A 16,826-nucleotide genomic window follows, 5' to 3' on the forward strand; every position below is an offset into this window, starting at 1 on the left:
TGTCAGCCCCACCCGAAAGGAACGTCATGACCCTTCTCGTCACCGGTGCCAGCGGTCACCTCGGCCGTCTCGTCGTCGAGTCCCTCCTCGAGCGCGGCACGCCCGCCGCCGACGTCGTCGCCATCGCCCGCAACCCCGAGTCCGTCGCCGACCTGGCTGACCGCGGTGTCGTGGTGCGCCGCGCCGACTACACCGACCCGGCGTCGCTCGACGCTGCGTTCGAAGGTATCGACCGGCTCCTCCTCGTCTCCGGAAGCGAGGTCGGCCAGCGGATCGCCCAGCACGCCAACGTCATCGATGCGGCGAAGCGGGCCGGGGTGGGCTTCCTCGCCTACACGAGCATCACGCGCGCCGACACGTCCGACCTCGCGTTGGCCGCCGAGCACCGTGCCACGGAGGAGCTGCTCGCGGCGTCCGGCCTGCCGCACGCCCTGCTGCGCAACTCCTGGTACCTCGAGAACTACACCGGCCAGCTGCCGACCGTCCTCGAGCACGGCGCCGTCCTCGGTGCCGCCGGTGACGGGCGCGTCAGCGCCGCGACCCGGGCCGACTATGCCGACGCCGCCGCCGTCGTGCTCGCGGGTGAGGGCGGACGGGGTCACGAGGGCGCCGTCTACGAGCTCGGCGGCGACGACGCGTTCACCCTCGGCGAGCTCGCCGAGACGGTGGGTCGCGTCGCCGGACGCGAGGTCGCCTACCGCGACCTGTCCGTCCCCGACTACACCGCGGCCCTCGTCGCGGCCGGCCTTCCCGAAGGGTATGCCGGCGTGCTGGCCGACAGCGACCGCGGGGTCGCCGAGGGGGCCCTGTTCACCGACAGTGGCGACCTGTCGCGTCTCATCGGCCGCCCGACGACCAGCCTCGAGGGCGCCCTGAGCGCCGCCTTCGTCGCCACCACCCCCACCGCCTGACCCCGCCTGACCCCGCTCACCCCGTTCCACCCGTCGAAAGGCCACACACCGGGCTCCGGTTTGTGGCCTTTCGACGGTGGGGACCCGCAGATCGTGGCCTTTCGACGGTGGGGGACCCGCAGATCGTGGCCTTTCGACGGTTCAGGGGAGGGGGAGGCCGACCCGCACGGTGCCGTGCTGGATGCGGACGGCATACGTCGGCAAGGCCACCTCGGGATCGTCGAGGGCGGCGCCGGTGCGCAGCGAGAAGACCTGCTTGAGCAGCGGTGAGGCCACGGTCGGCTCGCCGCCGCGGTCGCCGGTCAGGCCCCGCGAGAGGACCGCTGCCCGCGCGTACGGGTCGAGGTTGTCGACGGCGTAGATCATCCCGTTGGGCAGCAGGAAGAGGGCCGCCTGGGCGCCGCCGGGGAGGAGCACGGCGATACCACGGCCGGGCACGAGCGCCGTGACCGGGCAGGCGGACACCCACTGTCTCGCTCCGGGGGACGGCAGGATGCCGGGCCGCACGACGTTGCGACCGGCCGCGGCCGCGACCTCGGCCGACATTCCCTGGGGTGGGCTGACGAGTGTGGTCATGACGGGTTCCCTTCGGTATCAGGCGTTCTCACGGACGGTGGGCAGCCCGAGCAGCACCGGCACCTTGCGTGGGCCGGACTCGTCGAAGGCGACGGTGGGGTCGGCCTCCTCGGGCGCGTTGACGAACGACACGAAGCGCGAGAGCTTCTCGGGGTCGTCGAGGACGGCCTTCCACTCGTCCTGGTAGCCCTCGACGTGACGGCCCATCGCTGCCTCGAGGTCGTCGGCGATCCCGAGCGAGTCGTCGCACACGACGGCCCTGAGGTGCTCCAGACCGCCCTCGAGCGCGTCGAGCCACGGGGCGGTGCGCTGGAGGCGGTCTGCCGTGCGGACGTAGAACATGAGGAAGCGGTCGATGTAGCGCACGAGCGTCTCGTCGTCGAGGTCGCTCGCGAGCAGCCGCGCGTGGGCCGGCGTCTGGCCGCCGTTGCCGCAGAGGTAGAGGTTCCAGCCCTTGTCGGTGGCGATGACGCCGACGTCCTTGCCGCGGGCCTCGGCGCACTCGCGCGCACAGCCCGAGACGCCGAACTTGATCTTGTGCGGCGAGCGGAGACCGCGGTAGCGGTGCTCGAGGTCGACGGCCATCCCGACCGAGTCCTGCACGCCGTAACGGCACCACGAGGAGCCGACACACGACTTCACGGTGCGCAGCGACTTGCCATAGGCCTGCCCTGACTCCATGCCGACGTCGACGAGGCGCTGCCAGATGGCGGGCAGCTGCTCGACGCGGGCGCCGAAGAGGTCGATGCGCTGGCCGCCGGTCACCTTGACGTAGAGCCCGAAGTCCTGGGCCACCTGGCCGATCGTGATGAGCTGCTCGGCCGTGACCTCACCCCCGGGCATCCGCGGGACGACGGAGTAGGTGCCGTTCTTCTGGATGTTGGCGAGGAAGTGGTCGTTGCTGTCCTGGAGCGCCGCCTGCTCGCCGTCGAGCACGTGGTCGCTGCTCGTCGAGGCGAGGATCGAGGCGACGGTGGGCTTGCAGATCTCGCAGCCGGTGCCCGTGCCGTAGCGCGCCAGGAGCCCCGAGAAGGTGCGGATGCCCGTCGAGGCCACGATCTCGAACAGCTCGGCCCGGCTCTGTTCGAAGTGCTCGCACAGCGCCTTGGAGAGCTCGACGCCCGAGTCGACGAGGAGCTTCTTGACGGTGGGCAGGCAACCGCCACAGGTGGTTCCGGCGTTCGTGCAGCCCTTGATGGCCGCGAGGTCGCAGGCGCCCTCGGCGATCGCACCGCAGATCGACCCCTTGGTGACGTTGTTGCACGAGCAGATGACGGCGTCGTCGGGGAGGGCGTCCGCGCCGAGCTCGGCGCCGGCGGGCGAGACGAGTGCACCCGGGTCGCCCGGGACCTCGCGGCCGACGTACGCCTTGAGTGTCGTGTACGCCGAGGCGTCTCCGACGAGGATCCCGCCGAGCAGCGTCCGCGCGTCGTCGCTGACGACGACCTTGGCGTAGGTGCCCTTCGTCGCGTCGGTGTGGACGATCTCGAGGGACCCCGGGGTCGTGGCCATCGCGTCGCCGAAGGAGGCGACGTCCACGCCGAGCAGCTTGAGCTTGGTCGACAGGTCGGCGCCGGGGAACGTCGCCTCGCCCCCGAGCAGCCGGTCGGCGACGACCTCGGCCATCGTGTAGCCGGGGGCGACCAGGCCGTAGCACCGACCCTCGACGGCGGCGACCTCGCCCACGGCCCAGACGTTCTCGTCGCTCGTGCGGCAGGCGGCGTCGGTGAGGACGCCGCCCCGCTCCCCGACGTCGAGGCCGGCGGCGCGCGCCACGGCGTCCGACGGGCGCACGCCCGCCGAGAAGACGACGAGGTCGGTGAGCAGCGCCGTGCCGTCGGAGAGCTCGACGGCGAGGCGCCCGTCGTCCTGCGCGGCGATCGAGCTCGTGCCGGCGCCGGTGTGGACCTGCACGCCGAGGTGGCTGATGAGCCCCTCGAGCACCGCGCCGCCACCGTCGTCGACCTGGAGCGGCATGAGGCGGGGAGCGAACTCGACGACGTGCGGCGTGAGGCCGAGCAGGCGCAGGGCGTTGGCCGCCTCGAGGCCGAGCAGGCCACCGCCGACGACGAGGCCGTTCGCCTCGCGCCCCTCCACCGCGGCCCGCTCGATCGCGGACTCGGCGGCGACGCGGATGCCGTCGAGGTCGTCGAGCGTGCGGTAGACGAAGCAGCCCGTCGAGTCATGGCCCGGGACCGGGGGCACGAAGGGGTGGGAGCCGGTCGCGAGGACGAGCTCGTCGTAGGCGATGACGTCCCCGGTGCTCGTCGTGACGGTGCGAGCCTCGCGGTCGACGTGCTCGGCCCGGGTGCCGAGCCGCAGGTCGACGAGGTCGTCACCGGCATACGTGTTGCCCGCGAGGGCGAGCGACGTGCGGTCCCAGGCTCCGACGTAGGAGGAGAGGCCGACGCGGTCGTATGCCGCCTCCGCCTCCTGCGAGAGGACGGTGACCTTCCACGTGCTCTCCGTGTCGCGCGAGCGCAGGGCCTCGACGAAGCGGTGGCCGACCATGCCGTGGCCGACGACGACGACGGTGCGGGTGGTGGTGCCCGTCGGGTTCTCGGTGGTGGTGGACATCAGGCGGCTCCTTCGGTCAGGGCGGCGGCTGCCGGCGCCGGTTCGGGGGTCGAGGAGGTGGGGGTGGGGGCGGGCTCCGACGAGCGCAGCCACGAGCAGAGGCCGTCGACGGCGCCCTTGCACGAGCCGCAGCCGGTCGTCGCGCGGGTCGCCTCGGCGACCGCACCGACGGTCTCGGCGCCGGCCCGGAAGGCGCCGACGATCGCGGACTTCGTCACGGTGTTGCACCGGCAGATGACGGCCGCGCCGGGCATCTCGGCGAGGTTGACGGCCTCGGTCGCTCCCGACCGGGTGATCGCGCGACCGAGCATGAGCGAGAGACGGTCCCGCGGGACGACCGAGCCGGTGTCGTAGAGCTGGGTCAGGACGCCCGCCGCGTCACCGACGCCGAGCAGGATGGCGCCGACGAGACGGTCCTGGCGCAGCACGAGCTTGGCGTAGCGGCCCCGGCTCGGGTCGGTGAAGGCGAGCACCTCGTGACCGGGGTCGTGGACGTCGACGTCGACGGTGCCCATGCTCGCGAGGTCGATGTCGGGAGCCTTGAGCCGGGTCAGGACGCTCGTGCCCTCGTACGTGGCGTCGGGGTCGGCTCCGGTGAGCACGTCGGCGAGGACGCGGGCCTGGTCCCAGCCGGGCTGGACGAGTCCGGGCACCTCACCGCGGTGCTGGGCGCACTCCCCGATGGCGTGGACGTGCGGGAACGAGGTGGCCAAGCGGTCGTCGACGACGATCCCGCGGTCGACGTCGAGACCGGTCGCGACGGCGAGGTCGGTGCGGGGCCGGACGCCGGTCGCGACGACGACGAGGTCGGCGGCGAGGCTCGTGCCGTCGTCGAGGACGACGTGGGCGGACACCCCGTCGACCGGTCCGTGTCGCTCGACGACGAGGCGTCCGAGGACGAGGCGGGCGCCGATCCCGCGGACGACGCGGGACAGGACGGCGCCGCCGTCGGCATCGAGCTGGCGGTCCATCGGGAAGTCCTGCGGGTGCACGACGGTGACGTCGACGCCGCGGGCCAGCAGGCCACGGGCCGCCTCGAGCCCAAGCAGACCGCCGCCGAGGACGACTGCGGTGGAGGCGGACTCGGCTGCCTCGACGATGCGGCCACAGTCGTCGACAGTGCGGAAGGCGACGACCCCGTCGGCCAGCGGGGTCGCGGGACCGGGCGAGCCGGCATACAACCCCTCGGTCGGGGGGACGAAGCTCGTGCTGCCGGTCGCGAGGACCAGCTCGTCCCACGTGACGACGCGCTCGGTGCCGTCGGTGTCGAGCGTCGCCCTGCGTGCGTCGGCTTCGACGGCTGCGACCCGGGAGCCGGCGAGGACGTCGATGTGGCGCGCCGCCCACCAACCGTCGGGCTTGAGGCGGGTGTCGCGCGGGCTGATGCCGCCGGCGACGACGGTCGACAGGAGCACCCGGTTGTAGGCCGCGTGCGGTTCCTCGCCGACGACCGTGACGGCGAAGCGCTCGGCGTCGGGGTCACGGTGGCGGATCTCCTCGGCGAGCCGGGCGCCGGCCATGCCGTTGCCGACGACGAGGACGTGCCTGCGGTGGCGGGTCATGCGATGGCCTCCAGGCGGACGGCGCACGCCTTGAACTCGGGCATGCGGCTGGTCGGGTCGAGGGCGGCGTGGGTCAGCGAGTTGGCTCGCGCGTCGCCGGCCCAGTGGAAGGGCAGGAAGACGACGTCGGCGCGCATGTCGTCGTCGACGCGGACGACGGCGCGGGTGCGGCCGCGACGGCTCACGACGTCGGCGAGGTCGCCGTCGCCGAGCCCGGCCGCGTCGGCCGTGTCGGGGTGCACCTGGACGAACATGTCGCCTGCCGCCGCCGACAGCTCGGTGACGAGCCGCGTCTGGGCGCCGGACTGGTAGTGCTGCAGCACCCGCCCCGTCGTCGCGACCAGGGGGTATGCCGCGTCGTCGGCCTCCACGGGCCCCACGTGGTCGACGGCGACGAAACGGGCGCGGCCGTCGGGTGTCGCGAAGGCGTCGAGGAAGAGCCGCGGCGTGCCCTGCGGTCGCTCGGTGCTGCACGGCCAGTGCAGGCTCTCGCCGGCATCGAGCCGCTCCCACGTCACCGCGGAGTAGTCGGCCGGTCCGCCGGCCGAGGCCCGGCGCAGCTCGTCGAAGACGACCCGAGGGTCGGTGGGGAAGGCTGTGCTGCAACCGATCCGGCGTGCCAGGTCGCTCCAGAGCTCGAGCTCGCTGCGGCACCCCGCGGGGGCGTCCAGCGCCTTGCGGCGGCGCAGGACCCGGCCCTCGAGGTTGGTCAGGGTGCCCTCCTCCTCGGCCCACTGGAGCACGGGGAGCACGACGTCGGCGACGGCGGCCGTCTCGGAGAGGACGAAGTCGGAGACGACGAGCAGGTCGAGGGCGGCGAGGCGCTCGGCCACGACCCGCGCGTCGGGCGCCGAGACGACGGGGTTGCTGCCGTGGACCATGAGGACGCGGGCGCCGCCGTCGGTGCCGAGTGCCGACAGCAGCTCGAAGGCGCTGCGGCCCGGACCCGGCAGGTCCCCGGGGTCGATGCCCCAGACCGCGGCGACGTGGGCCCGGGCGGCCGGGTCGTCGATCTTGCGGTAGCCGGGGAGCTGGTCGGCCTTCTGGCCGTGCTCACGTCCGCCCTGGCCGTTGCCCTGGCCGGTGATCGTGCCGAAGCCGGTGCCGGGGTTGCCGGGCAGCCCGAGCGCGAGGGCGAGGGCGATGAAGGCCGTCACCGTGTCGGTGCCGCTCGCGTGCTGCTCGCTGCCGCGGGCCGACAGGACGTAGGCGCCGCGCTCGGTGTCGCGGGCGCGGGCCAGCGCGGCGACGGCCGCCCGCATCGTCGTGACGGCGACACCCGTGACCCGCTCGACGCGCTCGGGCAGCCACTGCGCGGCGATCGGCCAGAGGTCGTCGAAGCCCGAGGTGCGCTCTGCGACGAAGCCGCGGTCGGCATACCCCTCAGTGACGGCGAGGTGGAGCATCCCGAGGGCCAGGGCGGCGTCGGTGCCGGGGCGCAGCTGCAAGTGCAGCCCGCCGCCGTCGACGGCCTTGGCCGCGGTCGGCGTCAGGCGCGGGTCGGCGACCATGAGGCCTCCGGCGTCGGCGGCGCGGACGAGGTGCGTCAGGAAGGGCGGCATCGTCTCGGCGGGGTTGGCGCCGAGGAGCAGCACGGCGTGTGCCGAGCCGATGTCGGTGACGGGGAAGGGGAGACCCCGGTCGAGACCGAAGCAGCGGATGCCGGCGGCGGCGGCCGAGCTCATGCACCAGCGGCCGTTGTAGTCGATCTGGCTCGTGCGGAGCGCCACTCGCGCGAACTTGCCCAGCTGGTAGGCCTTCTCGTTGGTCAGACCCCCACCGCCGAAGACTGCCACGGCGTCCCGCCCGTGTGCCGCCTGCGTCCGCACGATGGCTTCGGCGACGACGTCGAGGGCCTCGTCCCACGACGCGGGGGTGAGCTCGCCGTCGCGGCGGACCAGGGGAGTGGTGAGCCGCCGGGGTGTCCGGAGGAGCTCGGCACTCGTCCATCCCTTCTGGCACAGGCCACCCCGGTTCGTCGGGAAGCGACGAGGGCTGACCGTGAGGTCGGCCGCCGACGACCCGGTGAGCGTCATCGCGCACTGGAGCCCGCAGTAGGCGCAGTGCGTCGCGACGCCCGCCCGCTCGGAGGGGACGTCCCCACCGAGCGAGCGGGACGGCATTCTCCATGAGGTGGCGGTCATCGGCGGTAGCGCACCTTCGTCAGGGTGGCGGCGCCGACGTAGAAGAGCGTGAAGACGACGAACGCGGCCGTGGCCGAGTGGCCGGCGCCCTGGTAGGACGCGCGCAGCCCGAGGTTGATGAGGACGCCGCCGAGGGCACCGATGGCGCCGGCGATGCCGATGAGGGCGCCGGCCATCGAGCGCGACCAGGCCGTGCGCTCGACCGCGGGACCGGGGATCGAGGCCGACTTCGCCTCGAAGAGGGCCGGGATCATCTTGTAGACCGAGCCGTTGCCGATGCCCGAGAGGACGAAGAGGAGGACGAAGCCACCGATGAGGCCGGTGAGCTGGAGCCCGGTCGCCGCGCCCGAGGTCACGTCGTCGGAGCGAGCGGCGAGGGTGACGAGGACGCCCGCGACGCTGAGGCCGACGAACGTCCACAGGGTCACGGCGGCCCCGCCTCGGCGGTCGGCGAGCTTGCCGCCCCAGACCCGGCTGACCGAGCCGAGGAGCGGTCCGATGAAGGCGATCTGCGCGGCGTGCAGGCTCGCCGCCGCGGTCTGGGCCGGGGTCGGGGTGGCGCCGCCGGTCATGCCGGCGAGGAACGTCTGGTTGAGCACCTGGCCGAACGCGAAGCCGAAGCCGATGAACGAGCCGAAGGTGCCGATGTAGAGCAGCGAGATGACCCAGGCGTCGGCGTGCCGCAGCACCTCGAGCATCGCCTTCGGGTTCGCCGTCTGGTGGTCGAGGTTGTCCATGCAGACCGCGGCGCCGATGCTGGCCACGGCGAGCAGCACGAGGTAGACGGCGCAGACGACCTCGGGTCGGCGGTTGCCGAGCGTCGCGATGACGAGGAGCCCGACGAGCTGGATGACCGGCACGCCGATGTTGCCGCCACCGGCGTTGAGCCCGAGGGCCCAGCCCTTCATCCGCTGCGGGTAGAAGGCGTTGATGTTCGTCATCGACGAGGCGAAGTTGCCGCCGCCGAGGCCCGCGAGACCGGCCACGAGCAGGAAGGTCGTCAGGGAGTGGCCGGGGTTGACCATGAGCCACCACGTCAGGGTGGTCGGCACGAGGAGGGCGATGCCGCTGACGATGGCCCAGTTGCGACCGCCGAAGAAGGCCGTCGCCATCGTGTAGGGCACCCGGAGCACAGCGCCGACGAGCGTCGGGACGGCGACGAGGAAGAACTTGTCGGCCGGCGTGAAGCCGTAGACCGCCTGCGGCATGAAGAGGACCATGACCGACCAGATCGACCAGATCGAGAAGCCGATGTGCTCGGTGGCCACCGACCAGATCAGGTTGCGGCGCGCCACGTCCTTGTTGCCGCCCTCCCACGCCGCCGTGTCCTCGGGGTCCCAGTCGCGGATGACCCGCGTCCTGGGGGCGGTGAGCTCACGGAAGCGACCGCGACGGTCGAGCGCAGGAGCGAGAGTGGGTGACGCGGTGCTGGTCTCGGCGGCACTGCCGGTGGTGCTGTCGGTGCTGCTTCCGGTGGTGGTGCTCACGGGGTTCCTCCTGGGCTGCTCGAGCCGAGCGGGACGGTGACGGGGTGAGGCGGTTCTGGGCCGCTGCGAGAGCGTGACGCTCACGCTAGGAAGCCGGTGTTGCCGGTCGCCGGGTCCGCTGTGACACCGTGGTTACAGCTGTCTCACGGACTCCGGGAGGGTCGGTGAGGTCACGCACGGAGCGCTCCCGCGGGGCCCTCACGGACGACCGGGAGCAGCGTGAGGTGGACCGCCGCGTAGGCTCGCGCTCATGACCACGGCTGCTGACCAGGCCTCCCTCAACACCCTGTCCGTGGGCACGGCCGGGCCGCGCATCGCCTTCCTGCACGGGCTCTTCGGCCAGGGCCGCAACTGGAACCAGATCGCCAAGGCGGTGAGCGGCCCGGAGGGCACGGACGCCCGCTGCCTGCTCGTCGACCTCCCGGACCACGGCCGGTCCCCGTGGTCGCAGCAGTTCTCGCTCGACGCGTATGCCGACGCCGTGGCGGCGACGCTCCGTGCGGTCGGCGAGGGGGAGCAGTGGGCCGTCGTCGGCCACTCGCTCGGCGGCAAGGTCGCCATGGTGCTCGCGCTGCGCCACCCCGAGCTGGTCGAGCGACTCGTCGTCGTCGACATCGCGCCCAAGGGCTACGGCTCGCTCGAGCGCTTCGAGGGCTACATCCGCGAGATGCAGGCCCTGCCGCTCGGCGAGCTGACGAGCCGCGGTGACGCGGAGGCCCGCTTCAGCGAGCCCGACCCCGGCGTCAAGGCCTTCCTCCTGCAGAACCTGCGCCGCGACGGCCAGACGTGGCGCTGGCAGGTCAACCTCGACCTCGTCGCCGGCGACGCCGCGCTGGGGGTCGACTCACGCATCGCCGACTGGCCCCATGACGCCGACGAGCTCGCGCCCTACGAGGGCCCGGTGCTGTGGGTCGCCGGCGGCGACTCTCGGTACGTCAAGCGCGAGGACGGCGAGCGCATGCGACGCCACTTCCCGCGCACGCGGCTCTTCACGATCAAGGGCGCCGGTCACTGGGTGCACACCGACGCGCCCGAGATCATCGTCACCGCCCTGCGCCGCTTCGTCGCCGACCCCGCCTGACCGGCATACGCCCGCTCCCGCCCACGTCGCGAACGTCGCGTTCGGTGACGAACTCTCTGTTCTAACAACGCTTTCGCGACCGAACGCCGCGTTCGGTCCAGGGCGCAGGAGGATGCGGCGGGTCAGAGGAGGCGGCGCCCCATGGCCCAGGCCGTCAGCTCGTGGCGTGAGCTGAGCTGGAGCTTGCGCAGCACCGAGCTGACGTGGGTCTCGACGGTCTTTACGGAGATGAAGAGCTCCTTCGCGACCTCCTTGTACTGGTAGCCGCGCGCGATGAGGCGCATCACCTCGCGCTCGCGCGCCGAGAGGCGGTCGAGCTCCTCGTCGATCTCGGCGACCTCACCGGCCGTCGCGCCGAACGCGTCGAGGACGAAGCCGGCGAGGCGCGGGCTGAAGACGGCGTCGCCGTCGGCCACCCGACCGATGGCGGTGAGCAGCTCCTCGGCGCTGATCGTCTTCGTCACGTAGCCCCGGGCACCGGCGCGGATGACCGCGATGACGTCCTCGGCGGCGTCGGAGACGGAGAGCGCGAGGAAGCGGACCGGCACGTCGGCGCCCGACTGGACCCCGGCGCACGCTCGGATGACGTCGGCGCCACCGTGCCCGTCGCCACCGGGCAGGTGCACGTCGAGGAGCACGACGTCGGGCCGCTGCTCCTTGATGACCTGCACGGCCGACTCGACCGCACCGGCCTCGCCGGCGATCTCGAGCGTGAAGGCTCCGGCCCGCGGCGTGGCGGCGAGGGAGGTCAGCTCGGCGCGCACACCGGTGCGGAACATGTGGTGGTCGTCGACGATGACGATGCGGATGGTCCGCGGGTCGGTCATGAAGCCTGCTCCTGGGGGTCGGGGTCCGGCGTGCTGCGGGGGTCGCTGCCGGCAGTGCTGCTGGGGGTGGTGACGGGTGCGGGGGGATCAGCGGGACCGCCGGCGGCGGACGCCTCGGGCTCGTGCGGCTGCCGGACCGGCAGGCGCAGGACGACCTCGGTGCCGTCGGCGCGGCGCCGGATGCGGGCCGTGCCGCCGTGGCGCTCCATGCGGCCGATGATCGACTCGCGCACGCCGGCTCGGTCGTCGGGCACGGTGTCGAGGTCGAAGCCCGCGCCGTGGTCGCGGACGAACGCCTCGACGGCGTCAGGTCCGACCTCGACGTAGGCGCTGACGGGCGGGCTCGCGTGGCGCACGGCGTTCCACGTGGCCTCGCGCACGGCCTTCACGAGGGCGTCGAGGTGCTCGTCCATCGGCCGGTCGCCGGTGACGACGAGCTGGACGGGCACGCCGTGGAGGTCCTCGACCTCGCCCATGGCCGCGGTGAGCGCGGCACCGAGCGTGCCGGCCCGGGCGTCCTCGTCGTAGAGGTAGCTGCGCAGCTGCCGCTCCTGGGCCCGGGCGAGACGCGCGACGGTCGCGGCGTCGCCGGACTGGCGCTGGATGAGGGCCAGGGTCTGGAGCACCGAGTCGTGCAGGTGGGCGGCGATGTCGGCACGTTCGGTGGCCCGGATGCGCGCGGCCTGCTCGAGGCGCAGGTTGCTCCAGAGCCGCAGGATCCACGGTGCCGACAGGACGGCGACCCCGACGAGGGCGGCGAGGACGGCACCCGCCACCTGCCACAGCTCGGTGAGGTTGGTGCCGCGCACGAGCAGGCCGACGAGACCGAGGATGGTCAGGCCGAGGCCGACGACGAGCCAGATCCACCGCACCGGGCGGCGCGCGCCGAGGGTGTCGGTGTCGTCGAGCTGCGACCAGAAGAAGATCGCGCCGATGACGATGGCGACGACCGGGAGGATGAGCTCCGCGTGGACGTCGAGACCGGCACCCCCGAGCCAGAGCGCCCCCGCGACGGCCAGAGCGGCCACGCCGAGGAGCGTGATGATGACGGCCTGGTTGCCGCTGCGCAGCCACGTGCGCAGGCCGGCGAGGTCGACGTGGTGCTGTCGGACGCCGGGAGAGCCGGACGTCGTGCCGGCGCTCGCGGGGCCGGCGGCGATCGAGTCGCCCGGCGACAGGGGCGGGGCGGAGGAGACGGCGGGGTCGACGTCGCCGACCTCGCGCATCGTGGCCCAGAGGAAGACGTAGACGACGAGCCCCGCGCCGAAGGGGATGCTCGTCAGGACGAGCGCCACGCGGACGGCAATGACCGGCAGGCCGAGGTGCTCGGCGAGCCCCATCGCGACTCCCGCGATGACCTTGCCCTGCCGCTGGCGCACGAGCGGGGGCCGTGGCGTCGCCCGCCAGGCCGGGCGCACGGGGCCCGTTCCGTTCTCGTATGCCGTCTGCACCGTTCCATCCTGACCCACCCGGCGGGCGAGAGCGACCATCCCGGCCTCCTTTGGGGGTCGCGTCAGGGTGCGCTCAGGGTCGACCCTCATGGTTGGCGGGCGTCCGGCGCGTCACTGTGGTGGCATGACGAAAAGCAATGACGCCCCTCCGCAGGGGCACGGCCTCGACGGTTTCTACACCGCTCTGCGACGCCCGGGGATCGTGCGTCAGGGAGACGGTCGCTGGTTCGCCGGCGTCGCGACGGGCCTGGCCCGTTGGCTCGGCGTCGACCCGCTCGTCGTCCGGGCGGGCTTCATCCTCTTCTCCATCTTCTTCGGGATGGGCGTCGCCCTCTACCTCGTGCTGTGGCTCCTCATGCCCGACGAGCGCGGCGAGATCCACGTCGAGCGCGCCCTCAAGCACGGCGAGGGCAGCTCGATCTTCCTCCTCGTCGTCACGGCCATCTCGGTCCTCGGTGGTGGGCCTTGGTGGGGCGGCGACTCGAGGGGCTTCCGCTTCTTCGGCTTCGTGCTCCTCGTCGTGGGGGCCTGGTGGTTCGCGACCCGGACCGCCACCGGCCGCGAGCTGATGCAGCAGGCGCCGTGGCGCAACCGCGGCACCGGCGGACCGGGTGCAGCGGGTGCCACCACCGTCGACCCCGTGACCGGTGCAGCCGCCGGCCAGCCCGGCACGGGCGCCGGCACCCCGCCGGCCGCGGCCGCGACGGCATACGGCTCGACGGGCAACGCGGCAGCCAACGCCGGCGCGACCCTCGCGACGCCGCGGCCACCCGCACCGACGCCCGTCCGTGAGCGGACCCGCGCGATCGGCTTCGCCGGTGGGCTGCTCGTCCTCGGGCTCGCCATCGTCGTCGGTGTCGTGATGTCGTCCGTCGCCCAGGCCGCCGGCTGGCCGGGCAACCACGTGGCCGTCGGGATCGCCTCCGGGCTGGGCGTGCTCGGCCTCGGTATCCTCGTGGCCGGCATCGCCGGCCGCCGGGCCGGAGGGCTCGCGTTCTTCGCCGTGACCGGCATGATCGCGGCCGCAGCCACGACGGCTGCGCCGATGGGTCTGTCCCAGCCCTGGCAGGCCGGCGACCGCAGCTACACGGTGACCTCGATGACGCCGGCTCCAGCCTTCGAGCTCGGCCTCGGCCAGATGAAGGTCGACCTGCGCGACGCGAACTGGAAGGGCACCACCGGAACGGACACCGTGACGACGACGATGGGCGTCGGCGAGCTCGACCTCGTCGTCCCCGAGGGCGTCAACGTGGTCGTCAACACGAGGGCACGGGCCGGCGAGATCATCGCCACGGGACCCGGCGTGGCCGGCGAGGGCATGGGACGCGTCGGTCCGGACCAGCTCCAGCACGAGGGCACGGGCTGGACGCAGAAGGTCACCTTCGGTGACGCGACGAAGACCCCCGAGATCGTCGTCGACGCCGACCTCGGCGTCGGCCAGATCAAGATCACGACGGCGAGCGCGTCATGAGCGCCCGACCCCAGGACCCGACGAACGACCCGACGAACGACCCGACGACGAACCCAGCGGAGAGCAGCGACATGAGCAGCAACGACACCCCGGACCCGACGGCGGAGTTCCGCGACCCGACGGCCGACCCGGTGCCGGCACCGACGCCCGACTCGACGCCCGACCCGGCGGAGACGACGACGATCCCGGCCACGTCGACCCAGGCGCTGCCGTCGGCGACGCCCTTCCGCGTCGAGCCCGCGACGCCGGTCCCCGACGACGCCGTCGCCGAGGGGGCCCGCCTCCCGCACCTGCCGCCGCCGACGACCTCGGCGCCCGATCCCTCGTGGCCGGCACCGACGGTTCCCGCGCCCGCCCCGCGCCCGGCCCTCGTCACGGTCCGCAAGGGCCCGCGGCCCGGGTCGATCATGCTCGGCCTGCTGACGATGCTCGTCGCGGCCTACATCCTCGTCGCCAACCTCACGAACGCCGACCTCAGCTTCCGGATGGTGGGCCCGTCGATGATCGGTGCCTTCGGCGGGATGCTCCTGCTCGTCGGCCTCGCAGGCGTCGTCGCCGGCCGGCTGCGGCGCTGAGCCACGGCCGCCGACGCCAGCGCACGGCATACCTCCTCCCGGGTGGTTGCTGCACGTGGCGTCGGCGGTCGTGACTAGGCTCGGCAGCACGCTCGCCGGTCACGTCCGGCACTCGCAGTGGGGAGAGAACGTGCTCATGAAGTCCGGCATCACGCTCGAGGGATTCGACCGGTCCGCCCGGCCCCAGGACGACCTGTTCCGGTTCGTCAACGGCACCTGGCTCGACACGACGGAGATCCCGGGCGACCGGGCCCGCTTCGGCACCTTCGACATCCTGCGCGAGGAGTCCACCGCGCGGGTGCGTGATCTCATCGAGGAGGCGGCCGCCGCCGAGGCGGGCGCCCCCGGGTCGCCGAAGCGCCAGGTCGGCGACCTCTACGCCAGCTTCACCGACACCGACCGCATCGAGGAGCTCGGGCTCGCGCCCCTGCAGGTGGTGCTGTCGGAGGTCGCGGCGGTCGACGACGTCGACTCCCTCGGAGCGGCCCTCGGCCGCGTCGCCCGTGATGGTGTCGCCGGCGCCCTGCAGCACTTCGTGTCGCCCGACGAGCGCTCGCCGGAGGACTACGTCGTCTATCTCGAGCAGGCCGGTCTCGGTCTGCCGGACGAGTCCTACTACCGCGAGGACAAGTACGCCGACATCCGCACGGCCTACGTCGCCCACATCGAGCGGCTGCTCGGTCTCGCCGGCATCCCGGACGCAGGAGCCAAGGCCACGAGCATCATGGCGCTCGAGACCCTCCTCGCGGCCTCGCACTGGGACACCGTGAGCACCCGCGATGCGATCAAGACGTACAACGCGCACTCGCTGGACGAGGCCAAGGCACTCGCGCCCCAGTTCCCCTGGGACGCCTGGCTGTCCGGCCTCGGTGCGCCTGCGGGCTCGTTCGACAAGGTCGTCGTGCGCCAGCCGAGCTTCGTCACCGGCCTCGGCGCCGCGCTCGAGTCCACCGACGTCGCCGACTGGCGCTCGTGGCTGACCTGGCACGTCCTGTCGGAGTTCGCGTCGGTGCTCCCGCAGTCGTTCGTCGACGAGGACTTCGACTTCTTCGGCCGCACGCTCTCGGGCCAGCCGGAGAACAAGGAGCGGTGGAAGCGCGGCGTCTCCGTCGTCGAGTCGTGCGTCGGCGAGGCCGTCGGCCAGCTCTATGCCGAGCGCTGGTTCCCGCCGGCGGCCAAGGAGCGCATGCAGCAGCTCGTCGCCAACCTCGTCGAGGCCTTCCGCCGGTCCTTCTCCTCGCTCGAGTGGATGGGTCCCGACACCCGTGCGCAGGCCGTCGACAAGCTCGACGCGTTCACGCCCAAGATCGGCTACCCCGACGTGTGGCGGGACTACGCCGCCATCGAGATCGACCCGACCGACCTCGTGGGCAACGTGCGCCGCAGCTCGGCCTTCGAGGTCGACCGCAACCTCGCCAAGATCGGCGGTCCGATCGACCGCACCGAGTGGTTCATGCTGCCGCAGCACGTCAACGCCTACTACATGCCGTCGATGAACGAGATCGTCTTCCCGGCCGCGATCCTCCAGCCGCCCTTCTTCGACCTCGAGGCCGACGACGCCGTCAACTACGGCGGCATCGGCGCCGTCATCGGCCACGAGCTGGGCCACGGCTTCGACGACCAGGGCTCGCGCTACGACGGCACCGGAGCCCTGCGCGACTGGTGGACCGAGGCCGACCGTGAGCGGTTCGACGCGCTGTCCCAGCGGCTCATCGAGCAGTTCAGCGGCTACACCCCGGCGGGGCTGTCCGACGACCACAAGGTCAACGGCGGTCTGACCGTCGGCGAGAACATCGGCGACCTCGGCGGCCTCCAGATCGGCTACGCCGCCTACCGCATCGCGACCGAGGACACCGGCATGCCCGAGCTCGACGGGTTCACCGGCCCCCAGCGCTTCTTCATCGGCTGGGCACAGGTCTGGAAGGGCAAGGCCCGCGAGGCCGAGGCCATCCGGCTGCTCGCCATCGACCCGCACTCCCCGCAGGACGTCCGCGGCAATGCCGTGCGCAACCTCAGCGAGTTCCACGAGGCCTTCGCGGTCAAGCCCGGCGATGCCCTGTGGCTCGACGACGCCGAGAGGGTCCGCATCTTCTGAGCGAGCGCCCTCGGCGGCCGTCCGAGTGGCGCCGTCGCGTGACGACCGACCCCGTTGGCAGCGCCCGCG

General features: G+C 72.8%; 12 protein-coding genes. 5 read left to right on the forward strand and 7 right to left on the reverse strand.

Annotated elements, in window-relative coordinates; all coding sequences use genetic code 11:
• Nucleotides 1-26: 26 nt before the first annotated feature.
• The gene (locus ASE25_RS16780) at nt 27-911 is read left to right on the forward strand and encodes an SDR family oxidoreductase (RefSeq protein ID WP_056826743.1); all 885 of its coding nucleotides are present in this window, start codon (nt 27-29) and stop codon (nt 909-911) included.
• A gap of 141 nt (nt 912-1,052) precedes the next feature.
• On the opposite strand, the gene nirD is transcribed toward ASE25_RS16780, so the two are convergent.
• The 5 genes from nirD to ASE25_RS16805 are packed head-to-tail and all read right to left on the reverse strand — an operon-like array spanning nt 1,053 to nt 9,257.
• Complete coding sequence (gene nirD / locus ASE25_RS16785) at nt 1,053-1,487, reverse strand: nitrite reductase small subunit NirD (protein ID WP_200959149.1); 435 nt, start codon at nt 1,485-1,487, stop codon at nt 1,053-1,055.
• A gap of 18 nt (nt 1,488-1,505) precedes the next feature.
• The gene (nirB, locus tag ASE25_RS16790) at nt 1,506-4,064 is read right to left on the reverse strand and encodes a nitrite reductase large subunit NirB (protein WP_056826894.1); all 2,559 of its coding nucleotides are present in this window, start codon (nt 4,062-4,064) and stop codon (nt 1,506-1,508) included.
• Nucleotides 4,064-5,626: an FAD-dependent oxidoreductase gene (locus ASE25_RS16795; RefSeq protein WP_056826744.1), complete on the reverse strand. Its 1,563-nt coding sequence runs from the start codon at nt 5,624-5,626 to the stop codon at nt 4,064-4,066. Before ASE25_RS16795 ends, nirB begins: the two co-directional genes overlap by 1 nt.
• Nucleotides 5,623-7,749, reverse strand: a complete 2,127-nt coding sequence (locus ASE25_RS16800) for a molybdopterin oxidoreductase family protein (RefSeq protein ID WP_056826745.1) — start codon at nt 7,747-7,749, stop codon at nt 5,623-5,625. The genes ASE25_RS16795 and ASE25_RS16800 overlap by 4 nt, the downstream gene beginning before the upstream one ends.
• 17 nt (nt 7,750-7,766) lie before the next feature.
• The gene (locus ASE25_RS16805; RefSeq protein ID WP_157623475.1) at nt 7,767-9,257 is read right to left on the reverse strand and encodes a NarK/NasA family nitrate transporter; all 1,491 of its coding nucleotides are present in this window, start codon (nt 9,255-9,257) and stop codon (nt 7,767-7,769) included.
• A 250-nt stretch (nt 9,258-9,507) separates the two neighbouring features.
• On the opposite strand from ASE25_RS16805, the gene ASE25_RS16810 reads away from it, so the two are divergent.
• Complete coding sequence (locus ASE25_RS16810; protein WP_056826746.1) at nt 9,508-10,338, forward strand: alpha/beta fold hydrolase; 831 nt, start codon at nt 9,508-9,510, stop codon at nt 10,336-10,338.
• 122 nt (nt 10,339-10,460) lie between these two features.
• Here ASE25_RS16810 and ASE25_RS16815 read toward each other — a convergent pair whose 3' ends face one another.
• Nucleotides 10,461-11,165 (reverse strand): response regulator transcription factor, encoded by a 705-nt coding sequence (locus ASE25_RS16815; RefSeq protein ID WP_056778093.1) that lies wholly within the window; start codon nt 11,163-11,165, stop codon nt 10,461-10,463.
• Nucleotides 11,162-12,655 carry an ATP-binding protein gene (locus ASE25_RS16820; protein ID WP_056826747.1) on the reverse strand — a complete coding sequence of 498 codons (1,494 nt, stop codon included), beginning with the start codon at nt 12,653-12,655 and terminating at the stop codon, nt 11,162-11,164. Before ASE25_RS16820 ends, ASE25_RS16815 begins: the two co-directional genes overlap by 4 nt.
• 85 nt (nt 12,656-12,740) lie before the next feature.
• On the opposite strand from ASE25_RS16820, the gene ASE25_RS16825 reads away from it, so the two are divergent.
• The 3 genes from ASE25_RS16825 (at nt 12,741) to ASE25_RS16835 (ending at nt 16,757) form a co-directional block, all read left to right on the forward strand.
• Nucleotides 12,741-14,087, forward strand: a complete 1,347-nt coding sequence (locus ASE25_RS16825) for a PspC domain-containing protein (protein ID WP_056826748.1) — start codon at nt 12,741-12,743, stop codon at nt 14,085-14,087.
• Complete coding sequence (locus ASE25_RS22890; protein ID WP_056826749.1) at nt 14,084-14,662, forward strand: hypothetical protein; 579 nt, start codon at nt 14,084-14,086, stop codon at nt 14,660-14,662. Before ASE25_RS16825 ends, ASE25_RS22890 begins: the two co-directional genes overlap by 4 nt.
• Nucleotides 14,663-14,798: 136 nt before the next feature.
• Nucleotides 14,799-16,757, forward strand: a complete 1,959-nt coding sequence (locus ASE25_RS16835) for a M13 family metallopeptidase (RefSeq protein ID WP_056826896.1) — start codon at nt 14,799-14,801, stop codon at nt 16,755-16,757.
• The last annotated feature ends 69 nt before the right edge of the window (nt 16,758-16,826 follow it).

It is taken from the genome of Terrabacter sp. Root85, from assembly GCF_001429185.1.
GTDB lineage: Bacteria > Actinomycetota > Actinomycetes > Actinomycetales > Dermatophilaceae > Terrabacter.

Bases quoted from the DNA above. Each gene is read 5' to 3' on its own strand.
- nirD (WP_200959149.1), bottom strand. From the start codon at position 1,487: ATGACCACACTCGTCAGCCCACCCCAGGGAATGTCGGCCGAGGTCGCG.
- ASE25_RS22890 (WP_056826749.1), top strand. From the start codon at position 14,084: ATGAGCGCCCGACCCCAGGACCCGACGAACGACCCGACGAACGACCCG.
- ASE25_RS16810 (WP_056826746.1), top strand. From the start codon at position 9,508: ATGACCACGGCTGCTGACCAGGCCTCCCTCAACACCCTGTCCGTGGGC.
- ASE25_RS16825 (WP_056826748.1), top strand. From the start codon at position 12,741: ATGACGAAAAGCAATGACGCCCCTCCGCAGGGGCACGGCCTCGACGGT.
- ASE25_RS16795 (WP_056826744.1), bottom strand. From the start codon at position 5,626: ATGACCCGCCACCGCAGGCACGTCCTCGTCGTCGGCAACGGCATGGCC.
- ASE25_RS16820 (WP_056826747.1), bottom strand. From the start codon at position 12,655: ATGGTCGCTCTCGCCCGCCGGGTGGGTCAGGATGGAACGGTGCAGACG.
- ASE25_RS16800 (WP_056826745.1), bottom strand. From the start codon at position 7,749: ATGCCGTCCCGCTCGCTCGGTGGGGACGTCCCCTCCGAGCGGGCGGGC.
- nirB (WP_056826894.1), bottom strand. From the start codon at position 4,064: ATGTCCACCACCACCGAGAACCCGACGGGCACCACCACCCGCACCGTC.
- ASE25_RS16780 (WP_056826743.1), top strand. From the start codon at position 27: ATGACCCTTCTCGTCACCGGTGCCAGCGGTCACCTCGGCCGTCTCGTC.
- ASE25_RS16815 (WP_056778093.1), bottom strand. From the start codon at position 11,165: ATGACCGACCCGCGGACCATCCGCATCGTCATCGTCGACGACCACCAC.
- ASE25_RS16835 (WP_056826896.1), top strand. From the start codon at position 14,799: ATGAAGTCCGGCATCACGCTCGAGGGATTCGACCGGTCCGCCCGGCCC.